Annotated in this window: 12 protein-coding genes; 5 read left to right on the top strand and 7 right to left on the bottom strand. The window is 63.8% G+C overall.

Features of this window, described 5'->3' with window-relative positions; translation table 11 throughout:
• Positions 1-61: 61 nt before the first annotated feature.
• From rodA to BGRAMDRAFT_RS19515, 5 genes are all read right to left on the bottom strand, one after another.
• A complete protein-coding gene (gene rodA, locus BGRAMDRAFT_RS19535) occupies positions 62-1,210 on the bottom strand; it encodes a rod shape-determining protein RodA (protein ID WP_006050537.1) in 1,149 nt (382 codons plus the stop codon).
• A 10-nt stretch (positions 1,211-1,220) separates the two neighbouring features.
• Positions 1,221-3,770, bottom strand: a complete 2,550-nt coding sequence (gene mrdA, locus BGRAMDRAFT_RS19530) for a penicillin-binding protein 2 (RefSeq protein WP_006050536.1) — start codon at positions 3,768-3,770, stop codon at positions 1,221-1,223.
• Positions 3,771-3,909: 139 nt separating this feature from the next.
• The gene (gene mreD, locus BGRAMDRAFT_RS19525; RefSeq protein ID WP_006050535.1) at positions 3,910-4,422 is read right to left on the bottom strand and encodes a rod shape-determining protein MreD; all 513 of its coding nucleotides are present in this window, start codon (positions 4,420-4,422) and stop codon (positions 3,910-3,912) included.
• Positions 4,419-5,543 carry a rod shape-determining protein MreC gene (gene mreC, locus BGRAMDRAFT_RS19520; RefSeq protein WP_006050534.1) on the bottom strand — a complete coding sequence of 375 codons (1,125 nt, stop codon included), beginning with the start codon at positions 5,541-5,543 and terminating at the stop codon, positions 4,419-4,421. Before mreC ends, mreD begins: the two co-directional genes overlap by 4 nt.
• Before the next feature lie 151 nt (positions 5,544-5,694).
• A complete protein-coding gene (locus BGRAMDRAFT_RS19515; RefSeq protein ID WP_004189550.1) occupies positions 5,695-6,738 on the bottom strand; it encodes a rod shape-determining protein in 1,044 nt (347 codons plus the stop codon).
• A gap of 376 nt (positions 6,739-7,114) precedes the next feature.
• Between BGRAMDRAFT_RS19515 and gatC the strand changes: the two genes are divergently transcribed.
• The 5 genes from gatC to BGRAMDRAFT_RS19490 all read left to right on the top strand — a co-directional run bounded on the left by gatC (position 7,115) and on the right by BGRAMDRAFT_RS19490 (position 12,462).
• Positions 7,115-7,414, top strand: coding sequence for an Asp-tRNA(Asn)/Glu-tRNA(Gln) amidotransferase subunit GatC (gatC, locus tag BGRAMDRAFT_RS19510; protein ID WP_006050533.1), 300 nt, complete (start codon positions 7,115-7,117; stop codon positions 7,412-7,414).
• Between the two features lie 217 nt (positions 7,415-7,631).
• Positions 7,632-9,119 (top strand): Asp-tRNA(Asn)/Glu-tRNA(Gln) amidotransferase subunit GatA, encoded by a 1,488-nt coding sequence (gene gatA, locus BGRAMDRAFT_RS19505; RefSeq protein ID WP_006050532.1) that lies wholly within the window; start codon positions 7,632-7,634, stop codon positions 9,117-9,119.
• A 5-nt stretch (positions 9,120-9,124) separates the two neighbouring features.
• A complete protein-coding gene (gene gatB, locus BGRAMDRAFT_RS19500) occupies positions 9,125-10,600 on the top strand; it encodes an Asp-tRNA(Asn)/Glu-tRNA(Gln) amidotransferase subunit GatB (RefSeq protein ID WP_006050531.1) in 1,476 nt (491 codons plus the stop codon).
• 175 nt (positions 10,601-10,775) lie between these two features.
• The gene (locus BGRAMDRAFT_RS19495; protein WP_006050530.1) at positions 10,776-11,612 is read left to right on the top strand and encodes a PPK2 family polyphosphate kinase; all 837 of its coding nucleotides are present in this window, start codon (positions 10,776-10,778) and stop codon (positions 11,610-11,612) included.
• 67 nt (positions 11,613-11,679) lie between these two features.
• A complete protein-coding gene (locus BGRAMDRAFT_RS19490; protein WP_006050529.1) occupies positions 11,680-12,462 on the top strand; it encodes an exodeoxyribonuclease III in 783 nt (260 codons plus the stop codon).
• Between the two features lie 113 nt (positions 12,463-12,575).
• Here the strand turns inward: BGRAMDRAFT_RS19490 and BGRAMDRAFT_RS35015 are convergent, their stop codons facing one another.
• Positions 12,576-13,847, bottom strand: coding sequence for a M48 family metallopeptidase (locus BGRAMDRAFT_RS35015; RefSeq protein ID WP_006050528.1), 1,272 nt, complete (start codon positions 13,845-13,847; stop codon positions 12,576-12,578).
• Positions 13,844-15,238: an AmpG family muropeptide MFS transporter gene (locus BGRAMDRAFT_RS19480; RefSeq protein WP_006050527.1), complete on the bottom strand. Its 1,395-nt coding sequence runs from the start codon at positions 15,236-15,238 to the stop codon at positions 13,844-13,846. Before BGRAMDRAFT_RS19480 ends, BGRAMDRAFT_RS35015 begins: the two co-directional genes overlap by 4 nt.
• Positions 15,239-15,249: the final 11 nt, after the last annotated feature.

Raw genomic sequence — 15,249 nt, 5'->3', positions numbered from 1 at the left:
CGGTGCGCCCCTTCTGTTTTGCAGCGCTTGCGTTCGCGTTCGCGCTCGCGATGCCGGGACGCTAGCTCTGCATCAACCGCTTCTGGCGAGCAACGCTCATGATGAGGCCGATGGCGACGCCGAGCGTCGTCAGCGCGGTGCCGCCGTAACTCATGAAGGGCAACGGCACGCCGACCACCGGCAAGATGCCGCTCACCATGCCGATATTGACGAACGCGTAGGTGAAGAACGCCATCGTCAGCGAGCCGGCGAGCAGGCGTCCGAACAACGTCGCGCCGTTTGCCGCGATATACAGCCCGCGCGCGATGAGCAGCATGTAAAGCGTGAGCAGCACGATGCCGCCCGCGAGCCCGAATTCCTCGGAGAACACCGCGAAGATGAAGTCGGTGTGCTTCTCAGGAATGAACTCCAGGTGCGCCTGCGTGCCCTTGAGCCAGCCCTTGCCGAGCGGCCCGCCGGAGCCGATTGCGATCACCGCCTGAATCGTGTGGAAGCCCTTGCCGAGCGGATCGGAAGTCGGATCGAGCAGCGTGCAGATGCGGTGCTTCTGGTAGTCGTGCATCAGCGGCCATTGCACGTCGGGCTGACAGATCTTGTCCTGGAATGCCGCGACGGAGCCGACCGCGATCACGCCGGCAATCAGCACCGGCACGATCAGCTTGAAACTCAGGCCCGCGAAATAGATCACGAATAAGCCGGCCGCGAACACGAGCACCGCAGTGCCGAGGTCAGGCTGCTTGGCGATCAGACCGACTGGCACGGCGAGGATCAGCAGTCCGACCACGAAGTCGTACCAGCGCATCACGCCTTCGCGCCGCTGATAGTACCAGGCGAGCATCAGCGGCGTCGCGATCTTCAGAATCTCCGACGGCTGAATCACCACGCCCACGTTGATCCAGCGCTTCGCGCCCTTGCGCGTGAGGCCGAACAGCGCGACCGCGACGAGTAAGGCAATGCCGAACGTATAGAGCGGGACGGCGAAGCGCATCAGCGTGGTGGGCGGAACATTGGCGAGTGCCCACATCAGCACGAACGTCAGCATGATGTTGCGCAACTGGTCTTCCACGCGGCCCGGCACGTCAAGGCTTGCGCTGTACAAGGTGACGATGCCGACGCACAGCAGCAGAAACACGATCAGTGCAAGCGGGCGATCGAAGCCCGCGAACATCCGCTTGATGCGGTCGAGCCAGGCGCGCTTGTCGAATTGCATGCCTTTCTCCTTATTCGTCGATGCCGCCGGAAACCGGCTGGCGTGGCGGCGCGGGCTCAGTGCCGCTGTCGCGCGATGATTCCCGGGCCGGGTGGGGCGTGGAGCGTGCGGCGGCAGCGGGCGCCGGCTCGCTTGCTGGTCCTGGCTGACGCGGGGCGGCGGGTTTGCGCTGGGTTGGGGCTTTTGTCGCTGAGGCTGGTGTGGCCGCAGCCGATGTCGCCGATGCCGGCAGATTGCGCGCTGCGCCGGTTTGCGCCGTGAGTGCAGGAGACTTTGATGTCGCCGCTGCCGGAGCTGAAGCGGCAGGCGTTGCTGTGGCGGCAGACGCACCGTTCGTAGACGCACCGTTCACCGACGAGCCCTTCGCCGGCACTCCGCTCACCTGTGCGCCGTTCACCTGCGCGCCATTCGCCGGCGCACCGCTCACCGACGCACCATTCACCCCCGAGGCGCCGTTCACCGATGCCGCCGCCCCAGACGCACCATTCACGGCCGCACTCGCACTCGCACCCGCCGCCGCAACCCCCGGCATCGGCAACGCCGTATACCCCGCCGCGATCTTCACCGGTTGCGCCGCCTCCTGCGGCGCCGGCGCACCACCGACTTCCGGCGCGGACGCGTCCTCGGTCGCCGATGCCGCCGCTGCCACAGCCGCCGCCTGAGCGCCGGGCTTGTTCTTGCCGACGAGGTAGTAGTCGAGCACCTTGCGCGCGATCGGCCCCGCCGACTCCGCGCCCCAGCCGCCGTTTTCGACGATCAACGCGAGCGCGATTTTCGGTTGCTCGGCCGGCGCAAAAGCGATGAAAAGCGCGTGGTCGCGCAAATGTTCGGCGATCGCGTGGCCCTTGTAGTTCGCGCCCTGCAGCGAGTAGACCTGCGCCGTGCCGGTCTTGCCCGCCGCCAGATACGGCGCGCCGATGAACACCTTCGACGCCGTGCCGTTCGTCACGACGCCTTCCATCGCGCGCTTGATGATGTCGATGTCCGACTGCTTGACGGGAATCTTGTCGCTCGGATCGCGCACGACCGGGCGCGTGTCTTTGGTGATCGGATTTTCGATGTCGCGCACGAGGTGCGGTTTCATCACGACACCATTGTTGGCGAGCGTGGCCGTCGCGTGCCCGAGCTGCAGGATCGTGAACGAGTTGTAGCCTTGCCCGATGCCGAGGCTGATCGTCTCGCCTTCGTACCACCTTTGCTGCTCGGGCTTGCGGTACGCCTTGCGCTTCCATTCCGTCGACGGCAGGATGCCGCGCGCCTCGCCCGCGATGTCGATGCCTGTAATCTGGCCGAAGCCCCACGGCTTCATGAAGTTTGCGATGTTGTTCACGCCGAGATCGTGCGCGAGCATGTAGAAGTACGTGTCGTTCGAGACGACGATCGCGCGGTTCATGTCGACCCAGCCCTGGCCGGAGCGCACGTCGTTGCGGAATGTGTGACCGCCGAACGTGTACGAGCCGGGGTCCTGGAAGCCCCAGCCCGGCGTGCGCTTGTGCAGCGTGAGCGCGGCGAGCGCCATGAACGGCTTGTAAGTCGAACCGGGCGGATAGGTGCCGTGCAGCGGCCGGTTCAGCAGCGGATGGTCGGGCGAGTTGTTGAGCTCGTCCCAGGTCTGCTGGTCGATGCCGTCGACGAACGAATTCGGATCGAAGCTCGGCGCCGACACGAACGCGAGCACATCGCCGGTTGCCGGTTCAATCGCGACCAGCGCGCCGCGCCGGCCCGCGAACGCCTGCTCGGCGACCTGTTGCAGGCCGATGTCGAGCGACAGCACGAGATTGTTGCCCGGCGTGGCCTGCGTGCGCGACAGCGTGCGCACGGGCCGGCCGCCCGCGGTGACTTCGACTTCCTCGAAACCGGTCTGCCCGTGCAACTCGGTCTCGTAGCTCTGCTCGACGCCGATCTTGCCGATGTAGTCGGTGCCCTTGTAGTTGTTGGCGTCCAGACGCGGATCGTAGTGCTCGGGATCGCTGTCGTTCTGATCGCTCGCGTCGTCGATGCGCTCCTGGTCGCGCTGCGAAATCCGGCCGATGTAGCCGATCACGTGCGCGGCCGTCGGGCCGAGCGGATATTGGCGGAACAGGCGCGCGCGCACTTCGACGCCGGGAAAGCGGAAGCGTTGCGCGGTGAAGCGCGCGACTTCGTCGTCGGTCAGGCGCGTGCGGATCGGCAGACTCTCGAAGTTCTTCGAGTCTTCCTGCAGCTTCTTGAAGCGGCGGCGGTCGCGGGCGTCGATGGAGACAACCGTGGCCAGATCGTCGATAACCGTTTCGAGCGGCGCGCCGAGCTTGGACGGCGTGATTTCCAGCGTGTAGGCCGAATAGTTTTTGGCCAGCACCACGCCGTTACGGTCGGTGATGATGCCGCGGTTCGGCACGATCGGCGCGACGGAAATGCGGTTTTCGTCGGCTTGCAGCGAGTACTTGCTGTAGTGCCAGACCTGCAGAAACAGGAAGCGAAAGCCGATCAGCCCGAAGCAGACGAACACGAACAGGCCCGCCGCCGCGACGCGCAGGCGGAACTTCGAGAGCTGTTGCTGAGTGTCCTTGAATTCGGTCATGCGATTCTGCAAAAGGCCGGGCGACGGCCATCATGAGTGTGCGCCTGATCCGGGCGGAACCGGAAGGCATGAACGGCAGTAGGCGTCGGGCGGGCAGAAAACATACGTTCCATGGACGGCCGGCGCGCTCGACGCCTGGTTAAATCGGCCGCGTATCGTCGGGGTCGGCGGGCCGGCGCTGCGGCATCAGCAGCAGCACGCTCGCGACCGGCCAGAGGGCGGCTTCGACGAAACCGTCGACCAGATAGCCCCAGCCGGGAAATGCCGCGCCCGTCAGCAGACGGATCACGAACGGCACTACTTGCGCAGTCACGAGCAGCGGCATGACTGCAAAAGTCTGCACGCCGAGCGACATCCACAGTACGCGGCGATGGATCGTGATCGCGCCGTACGAGAGCAGCGTGTACGCCAGCGCGTGCTCGCCGAGCAGGCTCGCGTTGTGCACGTCCATCAGCAAGCCGAGGAAGAACGCGATGCCCATGCCGACCTTGCGCGGCTGGTGCACGTTCCAGAACAGCAGCACGAGCGCGACGAAATCGGGCACGCCGATCATGCGGCCCCACGGCATCAGATTCAGCAGAAACGCCGCGGCGAGGCTGAACGCGATGAAGTAGGGATTGACCGGCTGCAGAATGTATTGAGGGCGGTTCATGGCTTTGCCCCGGGCGCGGCTTGCGGCTTCGCTTTTTCGGCGGCGGCGGGTTTCTTCGATGCAGCGGATTTCTGGTCGGCGGCGCCTTGCTTGCCTGCTTGCGCAGCTTGGGCTGGCGTATTGTCCGCAGGTTTGGCCGCGGCGTTTTTGTCCGCGCCGGGTTTTTCCGCCGGTTTCGCGGATTTGTCGGCGGCGGCCTTGCCGTCTGCCTTCGCGCCTTTTTTCGCTTTGGCCGCCTCTTTGGCGGCTGCGGCCGGGTCGGGCTCTTCGGCGGGACGCGGCGGCACGTCGTTCACATAATGCAGCACCAGCAACTGACGCGCGCCGCGCACCGGCGCAATCGGCAGGCAGATCACGCGCGCGAAGGCGGTGTCCGCCTGCTTGTCGACGCGCACGACCTTGGCGACCGGCAGCCCCGGTGGATACACACCGTCGAGCCCGCTCGTGACGAGTTCGTCGCCCGTCTGGACGTCGGCGCTGATCGGCACGAAGCGCAGGTCGAGCGTATCGCCCTTAAGCGTGCCGTAAATGACGCTGCGCAAGCCGGTGCGCACGATCTGCACGGGCACGGCCTGATCCTTGTCGGTCAGCAGCGTGACTTCGGCCTGCAGCGGGAACACGCGGGTCACCTGACCGATCACGCCGTCTTCGTTCACGACCGGCGAGCCGTTCTGAATGCCTTGCTGCGCGCCACGATTGATGACGACCTTTTGCGTGAACGGATCGCGCGTGTCGTACTGGATTTCAGCGGGCAACGATTGCGTGGTCGCGCGCTGCGACAGTTGCAGCAATGCGCGCAGATGGCCGTTCTCAGCGGAGAGTTCGGCGGCTGTATTGGCCTGCTGCGACAGTTGAAGATTCCTGGTGCGCAGCTTTTCGTTGTCGCTGCGCAAGGTTGCGCTCGTCACGGCCAGATCGGCGGCGCCCATGAAGACGTCGCGCGGCACCAGCGCTGCGCGCTGCAACGGATAGAGACCCACGCCGAGCACGCCGCGAACGATTTCGAGCGTCTTGAAGCGTGCGTCGGAGATCAGCAGGGCGAGCGCCAGCACGACGAAAAACACGAGTCGTGCGAGGGCGGACGGGCCTTGCTTGAACAGAGGCGGCGGACTGTATTCCATGGTCGGCGCCGGGGGCGTAAGCGGTTGGGTGAGGCGGCGGCGCGCTGAAAACGCGGTTCAGCGTACGGACGCTGGGCGGCGCAGCCAACGGCAAACGGGCCCGCAAGGGGCCGTCTGCCAGATCCGCGCTGCTGACATCGAACTCGCTCGCTTACTCGTACGAGAAGATGCTGCCGAGCTTGTCCATGCGCTCGAGCGCCATGCCCGAGCCGCGCACGACGCACGTCAGCGGGTCCTCGGCGACGAGCACCGGCAGGCCGGTTTCTTCGGCGAGCAGGCGGTCCAGATCGCGCAGCAGTGCGCCACCGCCCGTGAGCATCATGCCGCGTTCGGCGATGTCCGCGCCGAGTTCCGGCGGCGTTTGCTCGAGCGCGATCTTCACCGACGACACGATCTGATTCAGCGGATCGGTCAGCGCTTCGAGAATCTCGTTGCTCGAGATGGTGAAGCTGCGCGGAATGCCTTCCGACAGATTGCGGCCCTTCACTTCCATTTCCTTGACTTCGGAGCCGGGGAAGGCCGAACCGATTTCCTTCTTGATGGCTTCGGCGGTTTGCTCGCCGATCAGCATGCCGTAGTTGCGGCGGATGTAGTTGACGATGGCTTCGTCGAACTTGTCGCCGCCTACGCGGACCGAGCCCTTGTACACGATGCCGCCGAGCGAGATTACGCCGACTTCCGTCGTGCCGCCGCCGATGTCGACGACCATGGAGCCGGTGGCTTCCGACACCGGCAGGCCTGCGCCGATTGCCGCGGCCATGGGTTCTTCAATGAGATAGACCTGCGACGCGCCCGCGCCGTGCGCGGCTTCCTTGATCGCGCGGCGCTCGACCTGGGTCGAACCGCACGGCACGCAAATGATGATGCGCGGCGACGGCGAGAACATGCGCGATTCGTGAGCCGTTTTGATGAACTGCTTGATCATCTGCTCGGTCACCGTGAAGTCGGCGATCACGCCGTCTTTCATGGGGCGGATGGCCTCGATGTTGCCCGGCACCTTGCCGAGCATCTGTTTGGCTTCCTTACCGACTGCCTGAATGGTTTTCTTGCCGTTGGGACCGCCTTCCTGGCGGATGGACACCACCGACGGTTCGTCAAGAACGATGCCTTTGCCACGCATGTAGATAAGCGTGTTGGCGGTGCCTAGATCAATCGCCAGATCGTTGGAGAAGTAGCTGCGCAAAAAACCGAACATTCAAAATCCTGTCTCGCTTGGGGCCGGGCCTCGCAACGTTGCGCAGGGCGGCAGCGGAAAAAAATAACAGCTTCAACCTGGCGAAGCGGCGCCACTGGAACTTGAAGCTGCGGGGGAGTCTACCGGAGGCCGATACAAAGCCAGGTCAGAAATATCCGAACTCTCTTTACGAAATGTCCAGAAAGGCCTGGGTAAGTCGGTCCGGGTTTGGGTCGAACGCGTAATGATACCTTATAATTTTGGATGATTTGAAGGAAACGGACGGCACTTTTTGCCGCCGCCGGCCCCTTTTTCGAGGTCTTCCTCCAGCGTCCTAACTCGCTGTCGCAGCGCGCTTTTCCGGCTGCGGCGGTCCGCCACTTTTTCCGGTGACTGCATGGCTTTGACCCTGACCGATGTTAAGCGCATCGCGCATCTCGCGCGGCTCGAACTGGCCGACGCCGACGCCGAACACACGCTTGTCCAGCTCAACGAGTTTTTTGGCCTCGTCGAGCAGATGCAGGCGGTCGACACCACGGGCATCGCACCGCTTGCCCATCCGATCGAGCAGATCGAAGACGTCGCGCTGCGTCTGCGCGACGACGCGGTGACCGAAACGATCGAGCGCGAGGCTTTCCAGCGTCCCGCACCGGCCGTGCAGGACGGTCTGTATCTCGTGCCGAAGGTGATCGAATAACGGCGATAACAGCGCGCGGCGGGCGCGGCGCGGCTTGCGGGCCGCGAGCCACCACCGCGAGCGGCATGCCGCGCCGAATCCGGCGCGCGCAGCTTCGCTTGTCGCCGGTATGTTCGCCGATATGTTCGTCGACACCTCGGCCCGGTTCGCCGGCCCGCAACCGAACGCTTCCACGGCAGCGCGATCCGCGTTGCCGCGCTTTCCAGGACAACACGCAATGCATGAAAAAAATTTGACCGAACTGCGCGCCGCGTTGGCCGCCAAGGAATGCTCCGCAGTCGAGCTGGCTCAGCTCTATCTAAAACGCATCGACGCGGCGCGCGGCCTCAATGCGTTCATCCAGGTGGACCCGGATCTCACGCTCGCTCAGGCAAAAGCCGCGGACGCGCTGCTTCACTCGGGCCACGGCGGCCCGCTGACCGGCGTACCGATCGCGCACAAGGATGTGTTCGTCACCAAAGGCTGGCGCTCCACGGCCGGCTCGAAAATGCTGTCGAACTACGAAAGCCCGTTCGACGCCACCGTGGTCGAGCGTCTGCAGAGCGCCGGCATGGTGTGCGTCGGCAAGACGAACATGGACGAGTTCGCGATGGGCTCGTCGAACGAAAATTCGTATTTTGGCCCCGTCCAGAACCCGTGGGATCGTCAGGCAGTGCCGGGCGGCTCGTCAGGCGGCTCCGCGGCGGCTGTGGCCGCACGCCTCGCGCCTGCTGCAACCGGCACCGATACCGGCGGCTCGATCCGTCAGCCGGCGTCGTTCTCGGGCATCACCGGCATCAAGCCGACTTACGGCCGCGTGTCGCGCTACGGCATGATCGCGTTCGCGTCGTCGCTGGATCAGGGCGGTCCGATGGCGCAAAGCGCCGCTGACTGTGCAACGCTGCTTAACGCAATGGCCGGTTTTGACCAGCGCGATTCCACGAGCCTCGTGCGCGACGACGAAGACTACACGCGCTACCTCGGTCAGGCATGGAAGCAGGACGGCGCCGGCAAGCCGCTCGACGGCCTGCGCATCGGCTTGCCGAAAGAGTATTTCGGCGCCGGTCTCGCCGACGACGTGCGCGCATCGGTCGACGCCGCGCTCAAGCAATACGAGGCGCTCGGCGCCACGCTCGTCGACGTATCGCTGCCGAAGACCGAGCTGTCCATTCCGGTCTATTACGTGATCGCGCCGGCGGAGGCATCGTCGAACCTGTCGCGCTTCGACGGCGTGCGCTTCGGCCATCGCGCCGCTGAATATCGCGATCTGCTGGACATGTACAAGAAGTCGCGCGCCGAAGGCTTCGGGCCCGAAGTGAAGCGTCGCATCATGGTCGGCGCTTACGTGCTTTCCCACGGCTATTACGACGCGTATTACCTGCAAGCGCAGAAAATTCGCCGCATCATCGCGCAGGATTTCCAGGAGGCGTTCAAACAGTGCGACGTCATCATGGGACCGGTCGCACCGTCGGTGGCGTGGGATCTCGGCGCGAAGGGCGACGACCCCGTGCAGATGTATCTCGCCGATATCTACACGCTGTCCGTGAGCCTCGCCGGCTTGCCGGGCATGAGCGTGCCGTGCGGCTTCGGCGCGGGCACGAATGCACAGCGCCCGGTGGGATTGCAGATCATCGGCAACTATTTCAATGAAGCCCGGATGCTGCAGGTGGCCGACGCGTTCCAGCGCGCGACCGACTGGCACCGCAAGGCACCGGCAGGAGTGTGAGCACCATGACCAAGCAATGGGAAGTCGTGATCGGTCTGGAGACCCACGCGCAGCTGTCCACGCAATCGAAAATTTTCTCCGGCGCCCCCACGCAATTCGGCGCCGCGCCGAACACGCAGGCTTGCCCCGTCGATCTGGCCTTGCCCGGCACGTTGCCGGTCATGAACCGCGGCGCCGTGGAGCGCGCAATTGAGTTCGGTCTTGCAATCGGCGCAACGGTCGCGCCGCGCAGCATCTTCGCGCGTAAAAACTATTTTTACCCCGATCTGCCGAAGGGCTATCAGATCAGCCAGTACGAGATTCCCGTCGTGCAGGGCGGCCAGGTGACGATCCAGGTGCCGGCCAACGAGAAGGCGGGCACGGCGGCGTACACGAAGGTCGTCAATCTGACGCGCGCCCATCTCGAGGAAGACGCCGGCAAGTCGCTGCACGAAGATTTCGCGGGCATGACCGGCATCGACCTGAATCGCGCGGGCACGCCGTTGCTCGAAATCGTCACCGAGCCGGAAATGCGCAGCGCGGCCGAAGCAGTGGCCTACGCCAAGACGCTGCACACGCTCGTCACGTGGCTCGGCATTTGCGACGGCAACATGCAGGAAGGCTCGTTCCGCTGCGACGCGAACGTGTCGGTGCGTCCGGTCGGCCAGGCCGAATTCGGCACGCGTGCTGAGATCAAGAACCTCAACTCGTTCCGCTTCCTCGAAGAAGCGATCCAGTACGAAGTGCGCCGTCAGATCGAACTCATCGAAGACGGCGGCACGGTGGTGCAGGAAACGCGTCTGTACGATCCGGACAAGCGCGAAACGCGCTCGATGCGCAGCAAGGAAGACGCGCACGATTACCGCTATTTCCCCGATCCCGATCTGATGCCGCTCGTGATCGACGCAGCGTGGGTCGAGCGCGTGAAGCGCGACATGCCGGAGTTGCCGGAAACGATCCAGCAGCGTTTCGTGTCGCAATACGGTTTGACGCCGTATGACGCAAACGTGTTGACGTCGAGCAAGGCGACGGCCGCGTATTTCGAAGCGGTCGTCGAGAAGCTCGGCGCGGCCAACGCGAAGGTCGCGGCGAACTGGGTGATGGGCGAAGTGTCGTCGCAACTGAATCGCGAAGGTCTCGACATTGCCGGGTGCCCGGTGTCGTCCGCGCAACTCACGCTGTTGTTGCAACGTATCGCCGACGGCACCATCTCCAACAAGATCGCGAAGGAAATTTTCCTCGCGATCTGGGAAGAGAAGGCGACCGACGAAGCCGCCGCGGATCGCATCATCGAAGCGAAGGGCCTGAAGCAGATTTCGGATACCGGCGCGCTGGAAGCGATCATCGACGAGGTGCTCGCGGCGAACCAGAAGTCGGTGGAAGAATTCCGCGCGGGCAAGGAGAAGGCGTTCAACGCGCTGATCGGCCAGGCCATGAAGGCGACGAAGGGCAAGGCGAATCCGGCGCAGGTGAACGAACTGCTGAAGAAGAAGCTGGGCTGACGCCTCGTTCGGGCCAGGCTGAAATTTGGCCGACGTGCGGTCGAACGTCTATAGCCGAAGCATTGTTTGCGCTTCGGCGACCGCGGGCTGTTGCCGGAAACGAAAGTGCGGCAACGGCCCGTTTCATTTGCGGGCCCGCTTTTGCGAACCCGAACGCAGATTACGGAGTGTGTGGATGGCGAAGCGACCCGACCTCGACGATTTCCGCGTGCCTTATTTCGAGGGCAAAAAGAACGGCAAATTCTCGCTCGACGATTTCGATCCCGCGTCGAAGCCTTTTTCCACGGGATCGAAAGATTCCGACCGCGAGCGGCTCTCCGAGATCGGCGCGAAGCTCGACGTCTTGCAGGAACGCTTGCACGCGCAACGAAAACGCCGCGTGCTGCTGGTCCTGCAAGGCATGGACACGAGCGGCAAGGACGGCACGATTCGCGCCGTATTTCACGAAGTCGACCCGCTCGGCCTGCGCATCGCGCCGTTCAGGGCGCCGACGCCCGACGAACTCGCGCACGACTTCCTGTGGCGCGTGCATGCGCAAGCGCCCGCTGCGGGCGAACTGACAATCTTCAATCGCAGCCACTATGAAGACCTGCTGGTGCCGACCGTGCTCGGCAACATCGACGCGAATGCATTCGACGTGCGCTGCCGCCACATTCGCCAGTTCGAGGAACTGCTTGCCGATAGCGACACGACGATCATCAAGTGCATGCTGCATATTTCGAAGGACGAGCAGCGCGAGCGGCTTCAGGCGCGCGTCGACGATGAGACCAAGCACTGGAAGTTCGACGTAGCGGATCTCGACGCACGCAAGCAGTGGGACACATACCAGGGCGTTTATCGCAACGCGCTGGCCGCGACTTCGACCGAATACGCGCCGTGGTACGTCATTCCCGCGGACTCGAAAACGCATCGCAATGTGATGGTCGCCGAGTTGCTATTGCGCACTTTCCAGGACCTGAAGCTGGAATTCCCGCCGGCCAAGGAATCGCTGAAAGGCGTGAAGATCGAATGACTTTCGGCGTCGTCGGAAAACCATCTCGAAGACGAATCTCCAAACGAATCGAACACAAAGGAACGACATGTTGCGTGTGATTACCGCCAACCTGAACGGCATCCGCTCAGCGGCCAAAAAGGGTTTTTTCGACTGGTTCGGCGAGCAGAATGCCGACGTACTTTGCGTGCAGGAAATCAAATGTTCGCAGGACGACATGACGCCGGAATTCCTCGCGCCGCATGATTTCACCGGCTATTTCCAGCACGCGGTGAAGAAGGGTTATAGCGGCGCGGGTGTGTACACGCGTCACGAGCCGGATGAGGTTGTGATCGGCTTCGGCAGCGAGGAATTCGATCCCGAAGGGCGTTATGTCGAACTGCGTTTCGGCAAGCTGTCGGTTGTGTCGGTGTATGTGCCGTCAGGGTCGAGCGGCGAAGAGCGTCAGCAGGCCAAGTATCGTTTCATGGACGAGTTCATGCCGCATCTCGCGCAGCTCGCGCGCGAGCGCGAAGTGATCCTGTGCGGCGACGTGAATATCGTCCACAAGGAAATCGACATCAAGAACTGGAAGAGCAATCAGAAGAATTCGGGTTGCCTGCCGGAAGAGCGCGCGTGGCTCACCAAACTGTTCGACGAAGTCGGTTACGTCGACGTCTTCCGCACGCTCGATCAGCGGCCCGAGCAATATACGTGGTGGAGCAATCGCGGCCAGGCGTATGCGAAGAACGTGGGGTGGCGGATCGATTATCAGATCGCGACGCCGGGCATCGCGAGCAAGGCGAAACGCACTGAAGTGTTTCGCGACATCAAGTTCAGCGATCACGCGCCGCTGACGGTCGACTACGACCACGACGTGACGAAGAAGTGAGTTTTAGATTCTGCGCGGCGGCCTTGAGTTGAAGCGCCGCGTCGGTAAGAGCGCTTGAGCGGCGTCCGCAAGACGCCCGCTCGAGATCGCGGAGGCGTGAAGCGTGACGCCCGTTAATCGCGCGCCAGTTTGCGGCGCGGACGGCCCATGCCCGCATAGTCCGGCAGCGCATCCACGGTTTTGCCGATGGCCTTGGCATAAAGCGGCAGCATGTCCGGCAGACGCTTGACGATGTCCTGGCGGCGCGCGGGCGAGTACGGATGCACGTAGATAAAGCCCTGCTCGCGATTGCTGCGCGTGGCCTGCGCGAGCTTGTCCCACAGCGTGACTGCCGCGCGCGGATCGAAGCCCGCACGAGAGGCGATGTCGCTGCCGATCACGTCGGCTTCGGTTTCGTCCGTGTTTTCGTACTTCATTTCGAGCAGGCGCGAACCGATGCCGAGCGGCGCCGCGCCCAGGTCCGCGAGACCGAAGAGCTGCGGGATCGTGCCCGACGAATCCAATTGGCTTGCCTGCAACTGACCGAGCCGCTCACGCGCATGTTCACGCAGCGCATGCGCGATCTCATGGCCAATCAGCATACCGAGCTCGTTGTCATTCAGATGCGCGCGGTCGAGCAGCCCGCCGTACACGACGATCTTGCCGCCCGGCAGGCAGTACATGCGAATGTCGGGCGAACGCACGACGGCGACGTCCCACTTCCAGCCTTTCGCCCGCTCGTTCCATTTGAGCGAGTACGGAACCATCTTGTCGACGATCGAGCGCACGCGCGTGACGTGTGCATCGGCGTCGCCGTACAGACGGTTGGCGTGCTCGGCGCCGTACGCGATCTGGCTGAACTCTTCGGCGGCTTGCGCCTCGAGCATCGGCGACGGAATCAGGTTGCGGAACACCAGATAGCCGCCGTAACGCAACTGGTTGCTCGGGCCGTACGACGCAGCCGGCTTTGCAGCGCCAGCGGGCGATGACGTCGGCGCCGCGGCTTTCGCGCTCGGGGATGGTTGAGCGGTTGGCCCTGGCGGCGCGTTGCCGGAACTCGTCGCGCTGTTCGCGGCCGGCGGTGCAATCGGCGCGCTTTCGGCGTTCGTGGCCGCCGCCGCGGATTTGGCCGCGGGCGCGGGCGGTTGCGGCGCAGCAGCCGTTGCAGCGTTGAGCGCCGTGCCGGTCGCGGCGCTGTTAGCGGCGGGCGGTGCAGCGGTGGTCGGCGCGGCGGCGGCCGGCGCTCCAGTGGCTGCGTAAACAGCAGCGGACGGCGCGATCAAACTCACAAACCCCGAACAGCCGACCCACAACGCTGCGCGAAGCGCACCACGGCCAGCATCGCGCAACGCGACGCCGCGACTTGCACCGAAGCGCAATGGCTGTTTTGCGAAAAGCACCTTCACGACCGCACTCTCCACGGCGCGATGCGCAACAGAAGCAGCATGCCCGGCACAGCCAACGCGGTACAGACAATGAAGTAGTCGAACCAGCCGATCTTCGCGACCACATAGCCGCTCGCCGCCGACGCCAACGTGCGCGGCACCGAAGCGAGGCTCGTAAAGAGCGCAAACTGCGTGGCCGTATAGCGTGGATCGGTCGTGCTGGCGATGTACGCGGTGAAGGCCGCCATCGTCAGACCGGTGGAGAAAGTTTCGAAACCGTAGACGAGCGCGAGCGCGACCGAGCGCGGTTCGAGTTGCACCGACCAGTCGATGCCGACCCACGACAGCAGCTTCGTCGTGCCTTCGCTGGTCCACACGGCGATGTCGTAAATCGCCGTCAAGCCAGGCGATGCCGGTCCGAGATGCGCGAGCCAGGCAAAGCCGAGCGTCGACACCATCTGCAGGATGCCGAAGATCCACAAGCCGCGGCCGATGCCGATCTTCATCAGCCAGATGCCGCCGACAATTCCGCCCGCGAGACTCGCGCCAAACGCCGTCGTTTTCGCGATCACGCCGATCTGCGTGCGCGAGAAACCGATGTCGAGAAAGAACGACGTGGACAACGTCGTCGCCATCGTGTCGCCGAGCTTGTACAGAAAGATGAAGCCGAGCACGAACAGCGCGCCGCGCCAGCCATCGCGCTCGACGAATTCGCGGAACGGCTGCACGATCGCGTCGCGCAAATTCTTGGGCGGCGTGCCGTGCACTTCGGGCTCGCGTACGACAAGCGTCATCACCATGCCGGGCACCATGAACGCAGCGGTCACGATGAACACGGTAGTCCACGGCAAATGATCTGACAGAATCAGCGCCAGCGAACCCGGCACCAGTGCCGCGATCTTGTAGGCATTGACGTGCACCGCATTGCCGAGACCCTGTTGCGTGTCGCTTAGCAACTCGCGCCGGTAGGCATCGATTGAAATGTCCTGGCTTGCGCCGAAAAACGCGACGAGCGCCGTCAATGCCGCGACGGTCCAGATCGCGTCGCGCGGCGACACGAACCCAAGCGTGCCGATAGCGCCCGCGACCAGAATCTGCGTGACGAGCATCCAGCCCCGCCGTCTGCCGGGACGCCAGCCCGGAAAGCGCGGGACGTAGCGATCCATCAGCGGCGCCCAGATGAACTTCCAGGTATAGGGAAACTGGATCAGCGCAAAAAGGCCAATCTCCTTCAGATTGACGCCTTCGGAGCGCAACCATGCCTGCACCAGATAGACGAGCGTGAACAGCGGCAATCCCGACGTAAAGCCGAGAAAGACGCAGATCAGCATGCGCGTATTAAAAAACGCGCGCCAGCCGGGATGTTCTTCGTGAGCGGTAAGTGCAGGCGCCTCGTGCGGCGGGTTCGACATGTGGATAGCTT

Origin of the sequence: Paraburkholderia graminis C4D1M (assembly GCF_000172415.1) — a bacterium.
GTDB lineage: Bacteria > Pseudomonadota > Gammaproteobacteria > Burkholderiales > Burkholderiaceae > Paraburkholderia > Paraburkholderia graminis.
The sequence above is the reverse complement of the archived record's forward strand: the minus strand, read 5'-3'. Positions and strand labels throughout refer to the sequence as shown.